At 53.0% G+C, this 18643-nt stretch carries 17 protein-coding genes and 1 tRNA gene; 12 read left to right on the top strand and 6 right to left on the bottom strand.

The window, feature by feature from the left end:
• Positions 1-161 precede the first annotated feature (161 nt).
• The 10 genes from B2952_RS07070 to trmFO all read left to right on the top strand — a co-directional run bounded on the left by B2952_RS07070 (position 162) and on the right by trmFO (position 12427).
• On the top strand, positions 162-1196 hold the full coding sequence (locus tag B2952_RS07070; protein WP_290734672.1) for a D-alanine--D-alanine ligase family protein: 1035 nt from the start codon (positions 162-164) through the stop codon (positions 1194-1196).
• Between the two features lie 19 nt (positions 1197-1215).
• A complete protein-coding gene (gene tsaB, locus B2952_RS07065; RefSeq protein ID WP_290734674.1) occupies positions 1216-1902 on the top strand; it encodes a tRNA (adenosine(37)-N6)-threonylcarbamoyltransferase complex dimerization subunit type 1 TsaB in 687 nt (228 codons plus the stop codon).
• A 26-nt stretch (positions 1903-1928) separates the two neighbouring features.
• Positions 1929-2423: a GNAT family N-acetyltransferase gene (locus tag B2952_RS07060; RefSeq protein ID WP_290734676.1), complete on the top strand. Its 495-nt coding sequence runs from the start codon at positions 1929-1931 to the stop codon at positions 2421-2423.
• 26 nt (positions 2424-2449) lie between these two features.
• Complete coding sequence (locus B2952_RS07055; protein ID WP_290734678.1) at positions 2450-3289, top strand: YdcF family protein; 840 nt, start codon at positions 2450-2452, stop codon at positions 3287-3289.
• Between the two features lie 44 nt (positions 3290-3333).
• Positions 3334-5652: a DUF748 domain-containing protein gene (locus B2952_RS07050; protein WP_290734680.1), complete on the top strand. Its 2319-nt coding sequence runs from the start codon at positions 3334-3336 to the stop codon at positions 5650-5652.
• 42 nt (positions 5653-5694) lie between these two features.
• Positions 5695-6516 carry a NifU family protein gene (locus tag B2952_RS07045; RefSeq protein WP_290734682.1) on the top strand — a complete coding sequence of 274 codons (822 nt, stop codon included), beginning with the start codon at positions 5695-5697 and terminating at the stop codon, positions 6514-6516.
• A 153-nt stretch (positions 6517-6669) separates the two neighbouring features.
• The gene (locus B2952_RS07040) at positions 6670-9399 is read left to right on the top strand and encodes a CIA30 family protein (RefSeq protein ID WP_290734684.1); all 2730 of its coding nucleotides are present in this window, start codon (positions 6670-6672) and stop codon (positions 9397-9399) included.
• A 120-nt stretch (positions 9400-9519) separates the two neighbouring features.
• Complete coding sequence (locus tag B2952_RS07035) at positions 9520-10572, top strand: IMP cyclohydrolase (protein ID WP_290734686.1); 1053 nt, start codon at positions 9520-9522, stop codon at positions 10570-10572.
• Positions 10573-10582: 10 nt separating this feature from the next.
• Positions 10583-11038 carry a hypothetical protein gene (locus B2952_RS07030; protein WP_173365914.1) on the top strand — a complete coding sequence of 152 codons (456 nt, stop codon included), beginning with the start codon at positions 10583-10585 and terminating at the stop codon, positions 11036-11038.
• A 57-nt stretch (positions 11039-11095) separates the two neighbouring features.
• Positions 11096-12427 (top strand): methylenetetrahydrofolate--tRNA-(uracil(54)-C(5))-methyltransferase (FADH(2)-oxidizing) TrmFO, encoded by a 1332-nt coding sequence (gene trmFO / locus B2952_RS07025; protein WP_290734689.1) that lies wholly within the window; start codon positions 11096-11098, stop codon positions 12425-12427.
• A 13-nt stretch (positions 12428-12440) separates the two neighbouring features.
• Here trmFO and B2952_RS07020 read toward each other — a convergent pair whose 3' ends face one another.
• Positions 12441-12884 carry a hypothetical protein gene (locus tag B2952_RS07020; RefSeq protein ID WP_173381177.1) on the bottom strand — a complete coding sequence of 148 codons (444 nt, stop codon included), beginning with the start codon at positions 12882-12884 and terminating at the stop codon, positions 12441-12443.
• A gap of 248 nt (positions 12885-13132) precedes the next feature.
• Positions 13133-13206 (bottom strand) — tRNA-Pro (locus B2952_RS07015).
• A 74-nt stretch (positions 13207-13280) separates the two neighbouring features.
• Between B2952_RS07015 and B2952_RS07010 the strand changes: the two genes are divergently transcribed.
• Positions 13281-14786: a RimK family protein gene (locus tag B2952_RS07010; RefSeq protein WP_173366820.1), complete on the top strand. Its 1506-nt coding sequence runs from the start codon at positions 13281-13283 to the stop codon at positions 14784-14786.
• A gap of 48 nt (positions 14787-14834) precedes the next feature.
• Positions 14835-16046 carry a carboxylate-amine ligase gene (locus B2952_RS07005; RefSeq protein ID WP_290734692.1) on the top strand — a complete coding sequence of 404 codons (1212 nt, stop codon included), beginning with the start codon at positions 14835-14837 and terminating at the stop codon, positions 16044-16046.
• A gap of 20 nt (positions 16047-16066) precedes the next feature.
• On the opposite strand, the gene B2952_RS07000 is transcribed toward B2952_RS07005, so the two are convergent.
• The 4 genes from B2952_RS07000 to B2952_RS06985 all read right to left on the bottom strand — a co-directional run bounded on the left by B2952_RS07000 (position 16067) and on the right by B2952_RS06985 (position 18597).
• Complete coding sequence (locus B2952_RS07000; RefSeq protein ID WP_290781548.1) at positions 16067-16903, bottom strand: phosphatase PAP2 family protein; 837 nt, start codon at positions 16901-16903, stop codon at positions 16067-16069.
• A gap of 71 nt (positions 16904-16974) precedes the next feature.
• Entirely contained in the window at positions 16975-17964 is a 990-nt protein-coding gene (locus tag B2952_RS06995) for a permease (RefSeq protein WP_290734696.1), read from the bottom strand.
• Complete coding sequence (locus B2952_RS06990; protein ID WP_290734698.1) at positions 17942-18361, bottom strand: arsenate reductase ArsC; 420 nt, start codon at positions 18359-18361, stop codon at positions 17942-17944. The genes B2952_RS06995 and B2952_RS06990 overlap by 23 nt, the downstream gene beginning before the upstream one ends.
• A complete protein-coding gene (locus tag B2952_RS06985) occupies positions 18358-18597 on the bottom strand; it encodes a thioredoxin family protein (protein WP_083585204.1) in 240 nt (79 codons plus the stop codon). Before B2952_RS06985 ends, B2952_RS06990 begins: the two co-directional genes overlap by 4 nt.
• Between the last annotated feature and the right edge of the window lie 46 nt (positions 18598-18643).

Genomic DNA, 18643 nt, shown 5'->3' with positions numbered 1-18643 from the left:
CGCCCGCATTATGGGATTTCGTCTTTGTAAAATATACATTTTTCCCGTCTTAGGTCACTTTTTTCGTCAAAAAACGAAAGATGGGGATTTTAGAAAGCCCCCTCAACCTATCAAAAAGCTTTTTACTATAATTATGCCATACAATTTTCAACGAGGTTTTTATGTCCCGCTTACGCGTTTTGGTCTTGATGGGCGGTCCTTCTACCGAACACGATGTTTCCGTAGTCAGCGGCACCGGCGTGGTGCGCGCCATGGATCCGGAACGTTACAACATCCACCCTGTTTTGATTGACAAGGACGGCACCTGGCACTGGTCCGCCCGCGAACTTTCCCCGTACCAGAAGGACAACTTCTCGGTGAACTACTTCCGCAGCCTCGAGGGCTCGGCAGCCTGCACCAAGAAGTCCCCCGCCCTCTCCGAACTCCCGGCTGCCGACATCGCGTTTTTGGCACTGCACGGCAAGTGGGGCGAAGATGGTCACATCCAGGCGATGCTCGAGAACTGGGGCATCCCGTACACGGGTTGCGGCCTGCTTGCCTCGGCACTCGCGATGGACAAGATCAAGTCCAAGGAAATCTACCGCGCAAATGGCATCCCGACCCCGCCGTACCGCGTCATCTGGAAGCACGACTTTACGGGCGATACGCTCGTGAGCGTCGCTGACGAACTCGGGTTCCCGCTCGTCATCAAGGACCCGCTGGGCGGCTCCTCCATCGGCATTGGCATCGCCAAGAATCTCGACGAAGCCGGCAAGATTGCGCAGGACCTGTTTAAGGATTCCAACCGCCTGCTGTGCGAGAAGTTTATTGCCGGCGGCGAAGCGAGCTGCGGCTACATCGAAGGCGAAAAGCCGCTCCCGCCCACCGAGATGCGCATGACAACCCGTGAATACTTCGACTTCGAGGCGAAGTACAACGGTGAATGTCAGGAAGTGACTCCCGCGGAATTCCCTGCCGAACTGACAGCCCGCATCCAGGAACTCGCCAAGAACGCTCACTTCGCGCTCGGCGGTGCAGGCTACAGCCGCACGGACGTGCGCATCGCGAAGGATGGCCAGATTTACGCCATCGAGACGAACACGCTCCCGGGCATGACTCCCACGTCGATTCTCCCGGCTCAGGCGGCCTGCAACGGCATTACCTACAGCCAGCTCATTGACATGATTATCGACAAGAGCCTCACGATTAAGCGATAGGCCTGAATTCTAAAGACCAATGACTATTGACTTATACGTAGATACTTCCCGGAAGGGCATCTCGATGGCGGTTGCGACCAGCGGCCAGCCTATGAATGCGCGAACTACGGATGCAATCGCTCGCGTTTACGAGGAAATCGTGAACACGGAGGCCCGCGGGGAAATTCTCGGGGAATCGCTCGACACGCTGCTCACGCGCGTGGGCGCGACTCTCGATGACGTGAAGCGCGTGATGGTGACGCTCGGGCCCGGCTCTTTCAGCGGGCTCAGGACCGGAGTGGCATTCTGCCAGGGGCTTTGCTTCAGCGGGAAGCGCGAACTCTACGGGGTCACGACCCTGCAGGCGCTTGCCTGTTTTGCGCACGATGCCGCGGGCAATACACCTGCGTGTACCGATGCCGCAGTCATTATCCGCGCGCGCACCGGGTTCTGGTACATGAGGCTGAACGGTGAGGAATTCTTCATCGAGACGCCCGAGGTTATCGAACGCATCAAGAACGCGAAAGTCAAGGCGATTGTCGCGGACGCCCCCGCACAGGAAGACGATACGCTCAAGGACGCCTTTGCTGAAATTGGCGCAAGCGTTTCGCCCGACACAGGCAAGCCGCTCGACATGTGGGCCCCGCTGTTCAGTACCGTCAAGCCGTCGCTCATCCAGGAAGCAAACTACATTCAGCCGTCCTATTTCGAAAAGTTGAAATCGTAGCCCGCGGGCTTGCGGAAGGTTTGCCGATGCCCGTTCGCGAAATGAAAATTGATGACTTGCCGCAGGTCCTTCAAATCCAGAAGGCGCTTGCCTTCCAGGACTGGAACGAGCGGCAGTTTATTGCCGAAATCACGGCGGACTATGCCCTGTGCGTCGTTTACGTGGAGGCGCAGTTTAACACCAACGAAGATCCCCGTGATTCTATCGGGGCTTCGCCCCTCCAGAATGACAGTAAGGATATATTGGGTTATGCCATCTTCCACCTGATGGGCCCGGACAGCGAACTCCTGAGTATCGCTACAAATGATTCGCACCAGCGCGCAGGAATCGGCACTGCGCTATTGAACGCTGGCATTGCGCATCTTGATTTCGAGAATGGCGATAAAATGTTCCTCGAAGTGCGTGAAGGCAATACAAAAGCCCGCCGCTTCTACGAGAAGCACGGCTTCGAGCCTTACGCAGAGCGCAAGAAGTACTATGCCGACGGTGAAAATGCAATTTTATACGTAAAGGCAACATAAAGGAGTCTAGTTTGTCCAAGATTCTCATGAACGACAAGAATGTCCGCAAGAGCCACAAGAAAATATTTGTGCTTATTGGCATCCTGGTGGCCCTTGCCGCAGTCTTTATCTATGCGACCGTTACAATGAGCGGGCATTGGCTTGTCAAGGACGACGAATTCGAACATGTAAAATGGGCAGTCATTCTCGACGGACAGTCCGCCAATCTCGAAAGAAACGACTATGTGGCCGATCTCATGGCCCAGGGGAAAGTCGATTCGGTAATGATTCTCGGACGCCGTGTCTACCGCACCAAAAGCAACGCTGATTTTTATGTCGAAGATTTCATGACGCAAGGGAGATTCAATCCCGAAGCAATTTTTATAGTGCACCATGACGATCCTTCTACGCTGTTCGAAGCCCAAACAGTGATTCCATGGCTCAAAAAACACAAGGCCGACACGGTCCTTCTGGTCACCTCAGCCCCGGCCACTCGCCGTGTTGCGAAAATTTTCAAGACACTTTCCGGGGACTCGCCTGTTTACCTGACAGCAGACATTCGCGACCACGTATACAATCCGAATACCTGGCTATTCAATCGGGAATCCCGCAAGATGTGGATTCGGGAGTGGTTCGCGTTGGCAGTTTCCTGTTTTGACCTTCTAGGAGCTACGCCCCTTACCGAAAAAGACTCAACAAATGTTTGGAAAATTCATTCCAAGGCCGAAGAAGAAAGTCCCCTTCTTGATTTACAAAGCTTGATTCCCTCGGCCACCCCGGAGCCCACAAAAGAACCCTTAAAGCTGGATTCTCTTAACGAACAGCCCAAAGACTCCGCAAAAACGGATTCCCTCAAGGCGAAGGCAGATTCAACAAGTACAAATTAGATTGCAGATTTCAAACAAACTTCCTTTTTTTTTAAATTATTCGTATGAAGAAAGCTCTAATCATCATTTCCATCGTCATCGCCTCGCTTGCAATTCTTGTCATTGCCGGTCTCAAGATTGCCCCCATGGTTGCAAGGAGCTATATCGTCAACAATTCCGAAGACCTAATCGGACGCAAGGTTGCCATCGAAAGCATCAGCCTGAATCCGTTCAATTTCACACTCGAAATCGACAGCCTTGCCGTCTACGAGAAAGATGGGGAAACCCCGTTCGTCTCCTTTGACAAGTTCCGTGTGAACGCCGACCCGCTGAGGATGCTTACGGGAACGGTCGCTGTGAGCGAAATCTACCTAAAAGGACTTTACACGCGCGTCTTGCAACACGGGGACCGATTCAACTTTACCGACATCCTCGAATTCCTAGCCAAGGGCGATACGACGTCGACCGATTCCATTGCCATGGCGGCCGATAGCGTCGCCGCTGATTCTGCGGGAATGGTAAATGCGGCAGAAATCGCAGAAGGCCTCCCCTTCAACATCTCTGTCGAAAATATCATGTTCGAGAAGGGCAACATCATCTATCAGGATACGAAAATCGGTTCTAAAATCCATCTGCAAGATTTCTCTCTCAATATTCCCGCCGTTTACCTGAGCAACAAGCAGACCGATGTAGGCTTAAGCCTCAAGTTCGCCGACGGCGGAGACTTGAACGTGAAAGTGGAAGCGAACGCGGCAACTAACGATTTCAACCTGAATGTTGCGCTCAAGGATTTCGCGCTCGCCTGCGCTAAGCCCTATCTGAACGACTTTATCAACTACAAGGATTTCAAGGGTTCGCTCTCTGTCGACATGAACCTTACGGGCAACCTGAACGATATTCTCTCCTCGAATATCAAGGGAACCGTTTCTGTGGACGGCATCGAGCTCACCGAAACGAGCGGAAAATCGCTCGGCGTGAACCATGTAGGCGTAGGCATCGCACGCGCAAACATCAACGAGAACAACTTCCATGTGGATTCCGTCGTGGTCGACGGGGCTTTTGCGCATTTGGACCTCTACAAGAACGGCAAGACAAATATCGACGTGCTTCTGAAAAAAGGATCTGCCGACGAACCTGACAGTGCACAACTTGCAGCTGACCAACAGCTGGTGCTTGGCGGCATGGATTCACTTGCCATAGATACCACTACACAGAAAGCGGAAGAAGAATCGAAGGAACCCGCCAAGAAGCTCAAGGCCAAAATCGACCGTCTGATTGTCCAGAATACGAAGGTTAGCGCCACTGACCATTCCATTACAAAGCCGTTCAACTACACGGTAAGTGCGATTACCGTAAACGGTTCGAACATAAACTTCGACACACCCTGCGCCATCAACGTTTCTGCGGCATTCCCCGAAGGCGGCAAGCTCGCAGTCAAGTACAAGGGCGCACTCAACAACCTCGGCACGATGGATGCCTATATCAGCGTAAAGAATCTCGCGCTCAAATACTTCAGCAACTACAGCCACCATTACACGGGCTACCCGCTCAGTGCCGGCACCCTCGCTTTCGCAAGCGAAAACAAGATCAAGAACTTCGAACTCGACAGCAAGAACACCATTGACATCTACAACATCGACGTGGGCGACAAGGACCCGAACTCGGATCCCGAATTCACAGTTCCGATGAAGGTCGGCCTCTACATTCTCAAGGACAAGGACGACAAGATTCAATTTGACATCCCTGTTCACGGCAACATGAAGGATCCGCAGTTTTCCATCGGCAAAATCATCTGGAAGACGGTGATGAACCTGCTTATCAAGGTTGCGATATCCCCCCTCAAGATTGTCGGGAACCTCGCTGCCACGGGAGCAGGGGCTATGGGGCTCGATCTCGGCAAGAACAACGAAGTGATTATCGACGCCACGAGCGCCACATTCACGAGCGAACAATACGCGAAGGCATCCAAGATGACGGAAGCACTTTCGAAGGACAAGAACCTGAAGCTCATATTCACGCAATACTACAACGTGCGCAAGACAACCGACGCCTACCGCACCGTAAAGTTCAAGACGGAATACTACAAGAAGACGCATGGCAAGGAAAAGCTGACCGAACTTGACCACCGTGCCATCCTCGAAATGAAGGACAGCGACGAAGGGTTCCAGGCCTACCTCAAGGAAAACGGGGACAAGGTCGATGCGAAGACCCTCCGCGCAGAACTTTCCGAACTCGCGAAAAAGAGAAACGAAGACCTTCTGAAAGTGCTCACGCAACAGAAAGGCGTCACCAAGAAGAATGTCCAGGTTATAACCGCGCCGGCAAACGCATTGAGCAGCTACCGCGGCAAACCGATGTACAAGGTGACCATAGACGTGCAGTAAACCCAGCGTTATTTTAATGTTTTTGCTAAATTTGGCGTCATTATGAGCGAAGATTTGTGTGCGAACCTCTCCAGCAAGGTTCAAGAGATAGCGAAGGCCCCCAAGTACAGGGGTGCTATTTTCCAGATTGAAGCCGACGAAAAAGGACTTGCCCTGGTCGATGCCAAGGAATCAAGCCTCAAGGTCTACCTGATGGTGGACCCCGAATGCGACAAGATTCTGGAGACCCGCTTTTTCACCTACGGCGGACCCATATTCACGGCTCTAGCCGACACGTTCTGCAAGAAAATCCAGATGGCGACCATCGACGAAGCATGCGCCATAACCGCCGAGAGCCTGGAACAGGAGTTGCGCGACACGCCCGACTCCCCCGCCATTCCGTTAAATGCACCCGAGATTTCACAGACGAATACGCTCATCAAAAAGATTCTCGAAAGCTATCCCGAGAAAAAGGCGACCGCCATCCTCGTTCGCGAGAAGATGGAGCGTATCAAGTACCGCACGCAGACTGCCGAAGGACGCGCCGAGGCCGATGCCGAATGGAATGCGCTTACCAAGGCGCAAAAGATCGAGAAGGTCGAAGCATGGCTCCACCAGTCCGTCCGCGGCATGCTCCAGGGCGACGGCGGCGACCTCGAAGTGCTCGACCTCACTGACGACAACCGCCTCAAGATTCGCTACCAGGGCGCTTGTGCGGGCTGCGGTTCTGCCATGGGCGGCACGCTTTTCTACATCGAGGACGAGCTCAAGAACAACGTTTACTACAACTTGATTGTCGAACCCGAGGACCCGCTCGACAACATCGCGCCGAACCCGAACCTTCCCGGCCTTGACGACAACAATCCGCCCGCAAGCCTGCTCTAGGCAAATTTCCAAAGAATATCCTGTAAAATCATATTTTCAAAGCGCGGTAAAAAACGCGTTTTTTGCGTGTTTTGCAAATATTACATGCTTTTACAGCATATAAAGTTATTTTTCATTCCGGGATGGTGTAAACCCCAAAATAGAGGATGTCAAATGAAAAAAATTCTTGCAACAATGATGCTCGTTGCTGCGACGGCGACAATGGCCGTTGTCCCGACTAGAGTTGGTCCCGTGAGCACCTACGGTGCGCTTAAGGCCAACGGTGGCAAACTGTCCGGCACTTGCCCGCAGTACACCAATTCAACAGTCCAGGTAAAAGGCATGAGCCTTTTCTGGAGTTCCGCTGCAGATAGCGCACTTGCGTACTACACTTCCCAGGCCATGGGCCTTATGGTGAATGACATGGGGATTGAAGTTATCCGTTTCGCCTTGGGCGTTGCCGATGAAAAATTCGATAGCCACAAACGTTCCTATACCACAGGTGGCGCAAATGACCAGAAGGCCATGGTCAAGAAGATGGTCTATGCAGCCGTCGAAAACGATATTTACATCATCCTTGACTGGCATATCGAAAGTGCCCAGGGTTACACAAACGAAGCCAAGGAGTTCTTCGAATGGGCTGCTAAGGAATTTGGCAAGACCCACAACGTGATTTTCGAAGTGTGGAACGAACCAAACGGCGCCGACATGGGTACGGTCGCATCTCATGCAAACCAGGTGATTCCCATCATCCGCAAGTATTCCGACAACCTGATTCTTGTGGGTAGCCCCGATTGGTCCAGCCATCCGGAACAGTGCGCTACTGCCGGTATCCAAGACTCAAAGAAGAATTTTGCCTGCACACTCCATTTCTATGCAGCGACGCATTTTGTGGGTAACGGAGGCTACAATGAACGTGCAGCACAGGCAATATCAAATGGTGTCCCCGTGTTCGCTTCTGAGTGGGGAACCGTTTCTGCCGATGGTAACGGCGAGCCTAACTCTGGCTCAAGCCAGTCCTGGGTGAACTGGATGAACCAGAATGGCATTTCTTGGGCAAACTGGTCTGCTTCTGCCATCAACGAAAAATCCGCTGCCTTTACGTCCCTCACCCTGAACCAGGGACTTAAGTATTCTACTTCCGGAAACATGGTGAAGGGATACCTCGCCGGTAGCCATAATTATAAGGATTGCGGCCTCGGAAACAGCCTCGGCTCTTCTTCTGCCGAATCCGGATTCTCCCAGGGTGTCGCAAACGGAGCTACCACAAACATCATCGACGACATGGAAGATGGTGACCGCTATACCTATACAGGCGGTTTCTGGTCTGCCTGGTCTGACGCCGATGAAAACGGAGCAACAAAGATTTCCAACAAGAAATGGGTAAACGACTTTGGAAAAGAAACCTATGACGTGATTGTCCCAGCCAAGGATGGCAATGAATCCAAATACATGGCCGCATTGGAAAAAATTTACATAGACCAGGGTGCGTATGCTTGGGCTCCGTATGTCGCCATGGGCCTAAACTTCAAGAAGGATACTTCAGAATTCGCTCAACTTGCGAACTGCTCCACAATTTCTTACAAATACAAAGGTGCAGCCCATAACTTCCGTATCGAGATTTCTCCAATTACCAACTACAACTTCCACTATGCCGAGGCAGAAGCTTCCGGCGAATGGAAAACAGCAGAATTGACTATGGACATGTTCCAGCAGCATACCACTTGGAGTAATCCGCAGATTATGGACCTGAGCAAGAACCTGGGCAAGGCTAAACGTCTGGCATGGGAAGTGAATGGTGTTGTTGATCGTCCGGCTTCTGAAATTCAGCCGCTTTACGACTATCTCTATGTCGATGATATACGTTGCGACGGCGTTAGCATCACTGCCATTTCCGGAACCACCACTCCGACATCGTCGTCTTCCGCCAAGTCTTCTTCTTCTGCAAAATCCTCCTCTTCGGCAAATTCCAGCTCCAGCGTCACCCCCACGAGCTCGAGTTCCTCTTTAGCCATCGAGCCGCCGGTCTCTTCTTCTGTTGTGATTAGCGACCTCTTCGTCATCGATGACGTCGAAGATGTCGACGAAATTCTCAACACGACAGGCACCTGGTATGCCTATACCGACAAGGAACCAGGCGGACTTTCCAGCATCACGAACGTCTACGATCCGGCACTTCCAGGCTATGTCGTCGTGTTCCCGGGAACAAAGGATCCGACCAACGGGACCAAGGGCTTCGTCGGCCTCGAAGGCGTTGTATGGAACCAGGGTACCTACGAAGAGGCTCCTTTTGTGGCTCTTGGCATCAACATGATGGCCGATACCTCTGCCGGATATGACTTGAGTTCGTGCAAGGCCATTTCTTACCGTTACAAGGGAAGCCGCCACACCTTCAAGGTTCAGGACGGTCAGGTTCAGGACTACGCCTTCCACCAGCGCAGGCAGCTTGATTCCGCAGAATGGAAGACCGTCGTTATTCCCTGGGAAGAATTGATTCAGCCGTCCTGGGGTGTGCCCGTAGAGCTGAACAAGTCCAACATCAAGAAAATGGCCTGGGAAGTCATCGGCTACAAGAATTCCGAAACTCAACCGAAGCTCAACTATCTCTATGTGGACGACCTGAAGTGCGTCAGTACGACCGTCGGAATAAAGAGTATCGCCCGAACCTCCACGCAGGGCATCAAGCTTGCCGCCCAGGGTTCTAGCCTCAATATTTCCGTCGCGAAGGCGGGTTATGTGAAGGTCCATGTGTTCGACCTGACCGGCCACAGCGTCAAGAACGTCTCCGAGAACATGCAGGCCGGTGCCCATACGGTTTCTCTCGAGAACCTGACGGCTGGCAGTTACATCGTCCGCGTGCAGGCCGGCAGTACCGTCAAGTCCGCCCGCATTACGCTCAAGTAATTCCGAACTAGAAACATTGAATTTTATTCAGTGTTTCTGGTAACCATAAAAAAGTCCCTGGCGCTCTGCCAGGGGCTTTTTTCTATATTTGAGGGTGTAAAAACTCCAAAAGGAAAATATATGTCCGAAGAACTCGTTTTGAAATTCGTTGACCCGAAGCCCATGCGCTACGGTGAAAACTCCCACCAGTCCGCCATCTTCTACCGCGACCCGACCTGCACCGAAGCAAGCCTCGCCACCGCGAAGCAGCTCTGGGGTAAGGAACTTTCTTACAACAACATCGTAGACGCCGACGCAGCCCTCGAGATGGCCCGCGAATTCTGCGACGACAATGCGGTCGTTATCGTGAAGCACATGAACCCGTGCGGACTCGCTACCGGCAAGACCCTCCGTAACGCCATGGAAGCTGCATGGGAAGGCGACCCGGTGTCGGCCTTCGGTTCCGTGATTGCCGTTACCAAGAAGGTGGACCTGAAAACCGCCGAATTCCTGAAGGGCAAGTTCGTTGAAATCCTTCTCGCCCCGGCATTCGACAAGGACGCTCTGGAATTTTTGAAGAACAAGTCCAAGGACATTCGTCTCCTTGAAGTGGGCAAGATCAAGAAGGCAACCCGCTGCAAGGTCTATAAGCACGTCATCGGCGGCATGCTGGTTCAGGACCGCGACGTCGACGTTTACGAAAAGTTCGAATGCGTCACCAAGAAGAAGTTCGCAAAGAACAAGGAAGCCCTCGCCCGCTTCACTTGGATCGTGACCAAGCACACGAAGTCTAACGCCATCGTCATGGGTTACGAATACGCCCGCGGTTACTTCCAGGTCATCGGCCTTGGCCCCGGCCAGCCGAACCGCATTGACTCTAACCTCCGCCTCTGCCAGCCCCGCGTCCGCGACAATGTGGCCCGCATGAAGGCCGCCCAGAAGTTCTTCAACGAAAAGGGCAAGTGCATCGACAAGGCCGGTCTCAAGGCTCTGGAAAAGAAGGTGTTCAGCGAAGTCGTGATGGGCTCCGACGCCTTCTTCCCGTTCCCCGACAATGTGGAAGCCGCTGCCAAGGCTGGCGTCCAGTACATCGTGCAACCGGGTGGTTCCAAGAAGGACAACCTCTCCATCGAAGCCTGCGACAAGCTTGGCGTGGCCATGGTGTTCACCGGCATGAGGCACTTCCGCCACTAAGGGTTTGCGTATGCCTCCCGTGTCGCAGAAAGAAACGAACCAGAAGGAAAAGGACCTCTACTACGCGGTCCTCTCCTTCCTGAAGTCTGTCCGCAAGGCAGGCCGCACGACCGATGTCGAATGGCGCGAATACAAGGAAAAGCTCCTGAAGGTTGCGCCTTCGCCCGACATGGGAAAGGCTGCCGACATGTGGACGATGGACAACCTCGACCAGTTCAGCCCCGACAACAAGCAGTTGCCGCCGCTCAACGACATGGACTACGTGGCGAACATTTCCCCGAAGTTCGCGTCGCAACTGATGGAAGCGATGTACTACGGGATGCTCAACCTGACGCAGGCGAACCTGATTTCGGACGAAATACAGGATGCCGACCCGGAATGCGTGTCTACCGCCTCGCTCGAGGAACTGCTCGTGAAGCTCTGGATCGGCAACGCGAAAAGCTACCGTAAAGTGGTGGCTAACTAGACGAAAGAACGGACCTACGGTCCTACAGACGAAAGACGAAAGGATTTAGTAGGAAGAATGACCCATAAAGTACGCGTAATCGGTGGTGGTCTCGCAGGCTGCGAGGCGGCTTTGCAGTTGGCGAGCCGCGGTTTCAAGGTAGACCTCTACGAGATGCGCCCGGTCAAGAACACTCCCGCCCACAAGGACGGCCACCTGGCGCAGTTAGTTTGTTCTAACAGCTTCAAGGCGCTGGGCATTACGAGTGCACACGGGCTTTTAAAACAGGAACTCACGATGCTCGGGAGCTTTCTGCTGGATAGCGCTCGGGAGGCGGCCGTGCCCGCTGGCGATTCCCTGACCGTAAACCGCGACATCTTCAGCGAATCCGTAGAAAAAAAGATTGCGGAGTGCCCGAACATAACGCTCCACCGCGAAGAAGTCACGAGCCTCGAAGGCGACTGCCCTACCCTCGTAGCGGCGGGGCCGCTGGCCAGCGACGCGCTCGCCGACGATATCTTCAAGCGCCTGGGTAGCGAGCGCCTCCATTTCTTCGACGCCATCGCTCCTGTAGTAGAGACTGACAGCATTGATTTCGACCATGCCTTCTACATGAACCGCTGGGAAAAGGGCGAAACGGCCGACTTTATCAACTGCCCGCTCGACAAGGAAACCTACGCCGAGTTTGTACGCAAGCTGTGCGAAGCCGAAGCCGTGGAGCCGCGCCCCTTCGAGAAGAACGAACTGTTCGAGGGCTGCCTGCCCGTCGAAGAAATGGCCCGCCGCGGTTACGAGACGCTCCGGCATGGCCCCATGCGCCCCATCGGGCTTGGCTTGGGCAATAACGGCCACTTGTGGTACGCCGTCATCCAGCTCCGCGCCGAAAACAAGCAGAAGACGCTCTTTAACATGGTGGGCTTCCAGACGCGCCTCAAGTGGGGCACGCAAAAAGAAATCTTCACGATGGTGCCCGCCCTCCGGAACGCCCGTTTTGCCCGCCTCGGCTGCATGCACCGCAACACGTTTATCGAATCGCCCAAGTTCCTGGACGCGACCTTGCGCCTGCGCCCAGACCTCCCCTGCGCCCAGGGAATCCCGCCCACGTGGTTCGCGGGCCAGATTACCGGCAGTGAAGGCTACACCGAAGCGGTCGCAACCGGCTGGTATGCCGCATGGAACATGGCGCAGACAATCCTGCACGGGCATGCCGACCCGCTCCCGAACGAGAGCTGCATCGCATCGCTCATGAACCGCCTCGTGGAAGAGAACGAGGATTTCCAACCGATGAACTTCAACTTCGGGCTCCTCCCCAACCACGAAGGGCTCAAGAAGAAGAACAAGAAAGAAATCCTTGCCTCCCGCGCCGAAGAAGCCGTGCGCAAGTGGATTGCGGAAAGGAAAATCGTCTAGCTTTTGGAGCAGATTACTGCTTTATGCGCTCGCATTTAGCTTCGTAAGAAGATCCGACCGAGTTAAGGTAGGCAGAAACAATCATTTTACTGTTTGAGCCTCTCCATAACGTTTTAACGACCTCAACTTTTCTAGAATAACACGTAACCTTATCTTGTGAAGACGCGTTTTCTTTCTCATTCGCACAAGCTTTGTCTACGGCCGACTGCGGAGCCGATTCAGCAAACCTGTAAGTCGTCGTTTCAACCGCATACTCGCCCTTAAAAGTCGTCACTTGAGAAATCTTGGATATTTCAGTCACGTTTACAAGAGAAACGTAATCATTACCATAAGTCACGTTACACCCTATTTCGGAAGGTGCAATTTCGAACGGAGCAGAGGTACTAGAATCATCACAAGCGAGAAGGCCCAAAGCAGCCACGATTGCCGCCAAACCGAAAAATTTTTGAGAATTCATTATAGTCCCTTAATAAAAACTTTTACAAATATAATAAAAGACCCCCTAAGGAGCCTTTCCCTATCGGGGGAGCCAGATTGCGGCTTGTCACTTCGTTTCGCGCCGCCCTACGGGCTTATGCTAACGCATAAGCTCAAAAACTCCTTTACATTCGCTTCGCTCATCGGCGTTTTTGCCGAACTGATTTCATCAGTTCGATCTGGTCCTAAGATGTCAAAAGGGACCCCATAAAGGGGTCCCTTTTGATATCGGGGTAACCAGATTCGAACTGATGACATTCTGCTCCCAAAGCAGACGCTCTACCAGGCTGAGCTACACCCCGAGCGAACCCAAATATAGTAAAAAAATTTCACCCCTAGCCACGCACCCTTTTATTTCATAACTTTTATACAGATTATGAAAAAGATCATTGTCGTCAACAATCCGAAAAACTGGAAATTCCACATCCCCGAAGCCGAAATCGTATCGGCAAAAGATTACCTGACCAATCCGGAATTTACCACCCAAAAGAGCGTGCGCATATTCAACCTTTGCCGCGACTACAGCTACCAGAGCAAGGGCTACTACGTGAGCCTGCTTGCCGAGGCGCGCGGCCACAAGGTCATCCCGAACGTCAAGAACATCCGCGACTTCAAGGCCCCGGCCGTCGTGAAAATCATCAGCGACGACATCGACGAACTCATCCAGAAGAGCCTGCACAAGCTGACCGGCACCGAATTCGTGCTCTCCATCTACTTCGGCCAGAACGTGAGCGCCCAGTACCTGGAACTCTCGCAGGAACTCTACCGCATTTTCCAGGCCCCGTTGCTCCGCGCCAAGTTCGTATTCAAGCAGAAGTGGTTCATCCAGAGCATCCGCCCCATCAGCGTCGACGAAATCCCCGAGACGCACAAGGAGATGGTGGACCAGTTCGCCATCGAGTACTTCGAGAAGACGCGCTACACCTCCGCGAAGAGCGAAGACTACGTGTACGACCTCGGCATCCTCGTGAATCCCGACGAAGTGGAACCGCCGAGCAACAAGCAGGCCATCCACAACTTCATCGAGGCTGCGCAGGATACGGGATTCCGCGTGGAGCTCATCACCAAGAAGGACTACCACCGCGTAGGCGAATTCGACGCCATATTCATCCGCGAGACGACGAACGTGAACCACCACACTTACGCGTTCGCGCGCCGCGCCCAGAGCGAAGGCATCGCCGTCATCGACGACCCCGACAGTATCTTGCGCTGCTCAAACAAAGTTTACCTGCAAGAGCTCATGACCGTAGGCAAGATTCCCGCGCCCAAGACGATCATCGCGCACAGCGAAAACCGCCATACGCTTGCGAAGGAACTCGGCTTCCCCATGGTCATCAAGACGCCCGATTCGAGTTTCAGCATGGGCGTCAAGAAAGCGAACAACAAGGAAGAACTGGAGCAGATTCTCGACACGATGTTCGAGCACAGCGACCTGCTTATCGCACAGGAATTCACGCCCACCGACTTTGACTGGCGCATCGGCATCCTCGACGGCAAGCCCATTTACGCCTGCAAGTACTACATGGCCAAGAACCATTGGCAAATCTACAACTGGGACAGCAAGGACAAGCAGGGTACCTGCGGCAAGTGGGACTGTCTGCCAATAGAGAGCGTACCCCACGGCATCGTGAAGACGGCGCTCCGTGTTTCAAGCCTCATCGGTAACGGGCTCTACGGCGTGGACCTCAAAGAAATCAACGGCCACCCGGTCGTGATCGAGGTGAACGACAACCCGAGTATCGACCACGGCATCGAGGACCTCGTGGGCAAGAAGAAGCTCTACCTCACCATCATGAGGAGCCTGCGCCACCGCATCGAGGAGCGCATGCACGCCGCGCAACACAAGCTCATCCAGCACGAGAAAGACTTTTGGAATTATTAACGAGACGTCATCCTGAGCCCTGAAAGGATTTGACGAAGAGAGATTGTCATGAGCAACTTTAAAATCTGGGAACGCTTCGGCGTCGAAATGGAATTCATGATCGTAGACCGAGAAACGCTGCAGGTGCTGCCCCGCGCCGACATCCCGCTCGGCAAGGACAAGGACGGCAACCAACTTTCCGACGTGGAATACGACGATATCGGGCTTTCGAACGAACTCGTGAGCCATGTGCTCGAATTCAAGTGTGCACACCCCAAATCCACCTTCGACGGGCTCGGCAAACGATTCTTCCACGAAATCCGCCGCGCGAACAAGAAGCTCGAAAAAATTAACGCCATGCTACTGCCAAGCGCTGCGCACCCCTTCATGGACCCCTCGGAGATGCAGCTCTGGCCCTACGACTGCAACGACATCTACCAGACGTACGACCGCATCTTCAACTGCAAGGGCCACGGCTGGGCGAACCTGCAGAGCACTCATCTGAACCTCTCTTTCGATGGCGACGAGGAATTCGGCGAGCTGCATGCTGCTATCCGCCTGCTCTTGCCGCTCATCCCCGCCATAGCCGCGAGCAGCCCCTACCTCGACGGCAAGTACACGGGCTTCAAGGATGCCCGCATCGAAGTCTACCGCCACAACCAGGACAAGGTCCCCGAAATCGCGGGCCTCGTGATTCCCGAAAAGGCATACACCTACGACGAATACAACAGGCAAATCTTCGACAAGGTCAAGAAGGCCATCGCGCCCTACGACCCCGAGCACCTTCTGAACCATTTCTTCTTGAACAGCCGCGGGGCCATCGCGCGTTTTGACCGCGGAGCCATCGAAATCCGGCTCGTGGACATCCAGGAATGCCCAAACGCGGACATCGCCATCGTGGAACTCGAAATTGCGACGCTCAAGGCCATTGCGGGCAAGAATCTTCGTGACTTTGATACGGAACGCCTCTCGGCACTCCTTACTGCAACCTCCCGCGATGCCGAGGACACCGTCATCGACTGGCCCGAATACCTCTCTGTTTTCGGCATGAGCGAAAAATGCACAGCCGGCGAACTCTGGAAACACATCTTTGCCATGGTAAAAAACGAACTCACCGAAGTTTCCGCAAGCACCATGGAAAAGATGCTCGACCGCGGAACACTCTCGAGCGCGCTCTACCGGGCACTCGGAGATGCCCCGAGCCGCGAAGCCTTTGTTTCCGAATACAAAAAACTCGCCGACTGCCTCGCCCACAACCGACTCTACGGTATTGAAGAGTAGGCCTTCTTAAAAGTAAATCCCTAAATTCTCACGCTGAGCACGGCGCCTTTGGTGTCGTCAAAGAATAGCGGGGCAATGGTGACCTTGGGCGGGGTCTGCTTTTCGCCGACTTTTTCCTTGTAGAACACGCTGCCGATGTACCAGCCGATGGAGGCTCCCATCAGGGTGCCCGCGACGGCGTCGGAGAACCAGTGGGCCTCCCCTTTTGCGCCGAGCACCATGCTTGTGGCGATGTAGCCTGCATACAGGGCGCAGCCCGCCACGACGAGGGGCTTGTCGCGGTTGTAGCTTGCGATGCTCATGGCCATGGCCGCGTTGGTCATGGAATGTCCCGAGGGCCAGCCGTAAAAGACTCCGCGCCTGAAGAACCCCCACTTGAAATCGCGGGAACGCCCGCCGCTGTTGAGTTCCGCGTCGGGGTGTTCGCGTGCCGAAATCGCCTTGAGAATATTGTTGTAGAGGAACGCCACGGCGGTGGCCTGCACGGCGACGGCACCGGTGTTGTTCAGCGTGCGGTTGTCGCTGATAAAGTACATGTAGCCCGGAACAAGAATCGGGAAGAACGTCCCCATCATCATGCCGGGAGTGAACGCGATGCCGTACGCCAACTGGTCCTGACGTGCCGCAAAACGGGCCACCATCAGGTCGTTGTTTTCCATCGAGAACTTGTACGTAAGCGCACCGCCGAGCATGTGGAATCCGAGCGGCCAGCCGAACGCACTCAGCAACATGTTATGGCCCAGATGGTTGAGCGAAGAAAGCTTTTGTGCGCTATCGATGGCTGCGGAATCCACGCTTGTCGAATCGGCTGCGGGCGTTTCAGCATGTGCGAAACTTGCAAATGCCGTGAACAGCACAAGCACCAATATCTTTTTAAATGTCGCTATATTCCGTAAATACATCCTTATAAAATATACAAACTAAATAATCAGGAACTTATAGAAAGATTGTAACCGATCCCAAGAACGATGATTGCCGCTGTAACCGTTCCGAAAAAGACAAATATCAGCTTAAGTGTCATGACCTTTTTCAAAAGCATGGCTTCGGGGAGCGAGAGTCCCACAACGGCCATCATAAAGGCAAGTGCCGTGCCAAGAGCGACACCCTTTTGAACAAGAACCTCGACAATGGGAATAACTCCAGCTGCATTTGCGTACATGGGAACGGCAAGAATTACCGCCAGGGGAACGGCAAACCATTTGTCTTTTGACAGGTATTCTTCAAAAAATCCCGAGGGAACATAACCGTGCATTAATGCGCCGATCGCAATGCCAGCAAGCACATAGGGCAAAACCGAACGCGTTACACCAAGGGCATCCCTTGCTACTTGGGGTATTTTCTGCAGTACTTGAACGCCCCTTTGCTTAAGGCTACATGGCATTGCATCGTTGTTGACGGATTCGTTTGTCCGCTGCAAATTTTTCACCCAATCGCTTAGAAATCTTTCCAGCTTGAACCGTTCTAGGAACATCCCTAAAAATGTTCCAAGAAACACGCCGGAACCTACATAAATCACAGTCACTTTCAATCCGAATGTTCCCGCAAGCATAGCAATAGCAACCTCGTTTACAAGTGGCGATGTTATAAGAAAACTGAACGTGACGCCAAGGGGGATGCCGCCCCTGACAAAACCGATGAACAGGGGAATACTGGAACATGAGCAGAAAGGGGTGACCGCTCCGAAGATTGCGGCGAGGAAATATTGGATTCCATACAAACGATGCGACGACAAAAAATTGCGAATCGCCTCAATCGGGAAAAATGTATTCAGCAGCCCCATCAGGAAACTAATAAAAAGCAATATCAGGATAATTTTGAGGCTGTCGTAAACGAAAAAATTTATCGTCGAGCCCAAAGGAGACGAGCCATCCAATCCAATGATGTTGTAAACAAGATTATCGGTGAATAATTGTATCATAGAAAGCCCTTACTGCCATGTCTATTTCATCCCTTACACGACGAAATTCCTGCAGAATTTCGGTTTCAGTCCCTCTGAACGCGTCAGGATCATCAAAGCCAAGATGAATTCTGTTCTTGACACCCCCCAAAAAAATCGGACAACTTTCTTTCGCCTTGTCGCAGACGGTGACAACGTAGTCCCACGATGTATCAAGGTACTGCGATACATTTTTTGGCTTATTAAGGGAAATGTCAACCCCTCGTTCCTTCATCACTTCGATTGCAGTCGGATGCACGTTCTTTGCCGGAAACGTTCCTGCAGAACATACGGTCAACGACGAATCCAGTGCCTTGAGAAATCCTTCGGCCATTTGACTACGGCACCTGTTGCCTGTACAAAGAAAGAGTATCTTCATATTTCACCTTTGATAAGTTCTTTTATTTTATCTTCGCTAATTTTACCTGTGGACACAAGCCGTTCATCGATAACAAGCGCGGGTAAAGTCATGACATTGTACGGAAGCATTTGGACAACATCGTCAATGCGGGAAACTGAAGCATCTAGGCCCGATTCCTTAACGATTTTTTCAACAGATTCGGCGAAAGCAATGTTGCAGCCACACTGGCTCATGAGTATTTTTATGTTTTTCATTATTTCCTCTTTTTTTGTTTGTAGTTCGTAGAATAACGAACATATA

Origin of the sequence: Fibrobacter sp. UBA7003, from assembly GCA_002449765.1 — a bacterium.
Lineage (GTDB): Bacteria > Fibrobacterota > Fibrobacteria > Fibrobacterales > Fibrobacteraceae > Fibrobacter.
The sequence above is the reverse complement of the archived record's forward strand: the minus strand, read 5'-3'. Positions and strand labels throughout refer to the sequence as shown.

Coding starts and splice junctions, on each gene's coding strand:
- B2952_RS07070 (WP_290734672.1), top strand. CDS start 162: ATGTCCCGCTTACGCGTTTTGGTCTTGATGGGCGGTCCTTCTACCGAA.
- tsaB (WP_290734674.1), top strand. CDS start 1,216: ATGACTATTGACTTATACGTAGATACTTCCCGGAAGGGCATCTCGATG.
- B2952_RS07060 (WP_290734676.1), top strand. CDS start 1,929: ATGCCCGTTCGCGAAATGAAAATTGATGACTTGCCGCAGGTCCTTCAA.
- B2952_RS07055 (WP_290734678.1), top strand. CDS start 2,450: ATGAACGACAAGAATGTCCGCAAGAGCCACAAGAAAATATTTGTGCTT.
- B2952_RS07050 (WP_290734680.1), top strand. CDS start 3,334: ATGAAGAAAGCTCTAATCATCATTTCCATCGTCATCGCCTCGCTTGCA.
- B2952_RS07045 (WP_290734682.1), top strand. CDS start 5,695: ATGAGCGAAGATTTGTGTGCGAACCTCTCCAGCAAGGTTCAAGAGATA.
- B2952_RS07040 (WP_290734684.1), top strand. CDS start 6,670: ATGAAAAAAATTCTTGCAACAATGATGCTCGTTGCTGCGACGGCGACA.
- B2952_RS07035 (WP_290734686.1), top strand. CDS start 9,520: ATGTCCGAAGAACTCGTTTTGAAATTCGTTGACCCGAAGCCCATGCGC.
- B2952_RS07030 (WP_173365914.1), top strand. CDS start 10,583: ATGCCTCCCGTGTCGCAGAAAGAAACGAACCAGAAGGAAAAGGACCTC.
- trmFO (WP_290734689.1), top strand. CDS start 11,096: ATGACCCATAAAGTACGCGTAATCGGTGGTGGTCTCGCAGGCTGCGAG.
- B2952_RS07020 (WP_173381177.1), bottom strand. CDS start 12,884: ATGAATTCTCAAAAATTTTTCGGTTTGGCGGCAATCGTGGCTGCTTTG.
- B2952_RS07010 (WP_173366820.1), top strand. CDS start 13,281: ATGAAAAAGATCATTGTCGTCAACAATCCGAAAAACTGGAAATTCCAC.
- B2952_RS07005 (WP_290734692.1), top strand. CDS start 14,835: ATGAGCAACTTTAAAATCTGGGAACGCTTCGGCGTCGAAATGGAATTC.
- B2952_RS06995 (WP_290734696.1), bottom strand. CDS start 17,964: ATGATACAATTATTCACCGATAATCTTGTTTACAACATCATTGGATTG.
- B2952_RS06990 (WP_290734698.1), bottom strand. CDS start 18,361: ATGAAGATACTCTTTCTTTGTACAGGCAACAGGTGCCGTAGTCAAATG.
- B2952_RS06985 (WP_083585204.1), bottom strand. CDS start 18,597: ATGAAAAACATAAAAATACTCATGAGCCAGTGTGGCTGCAACATTGCT.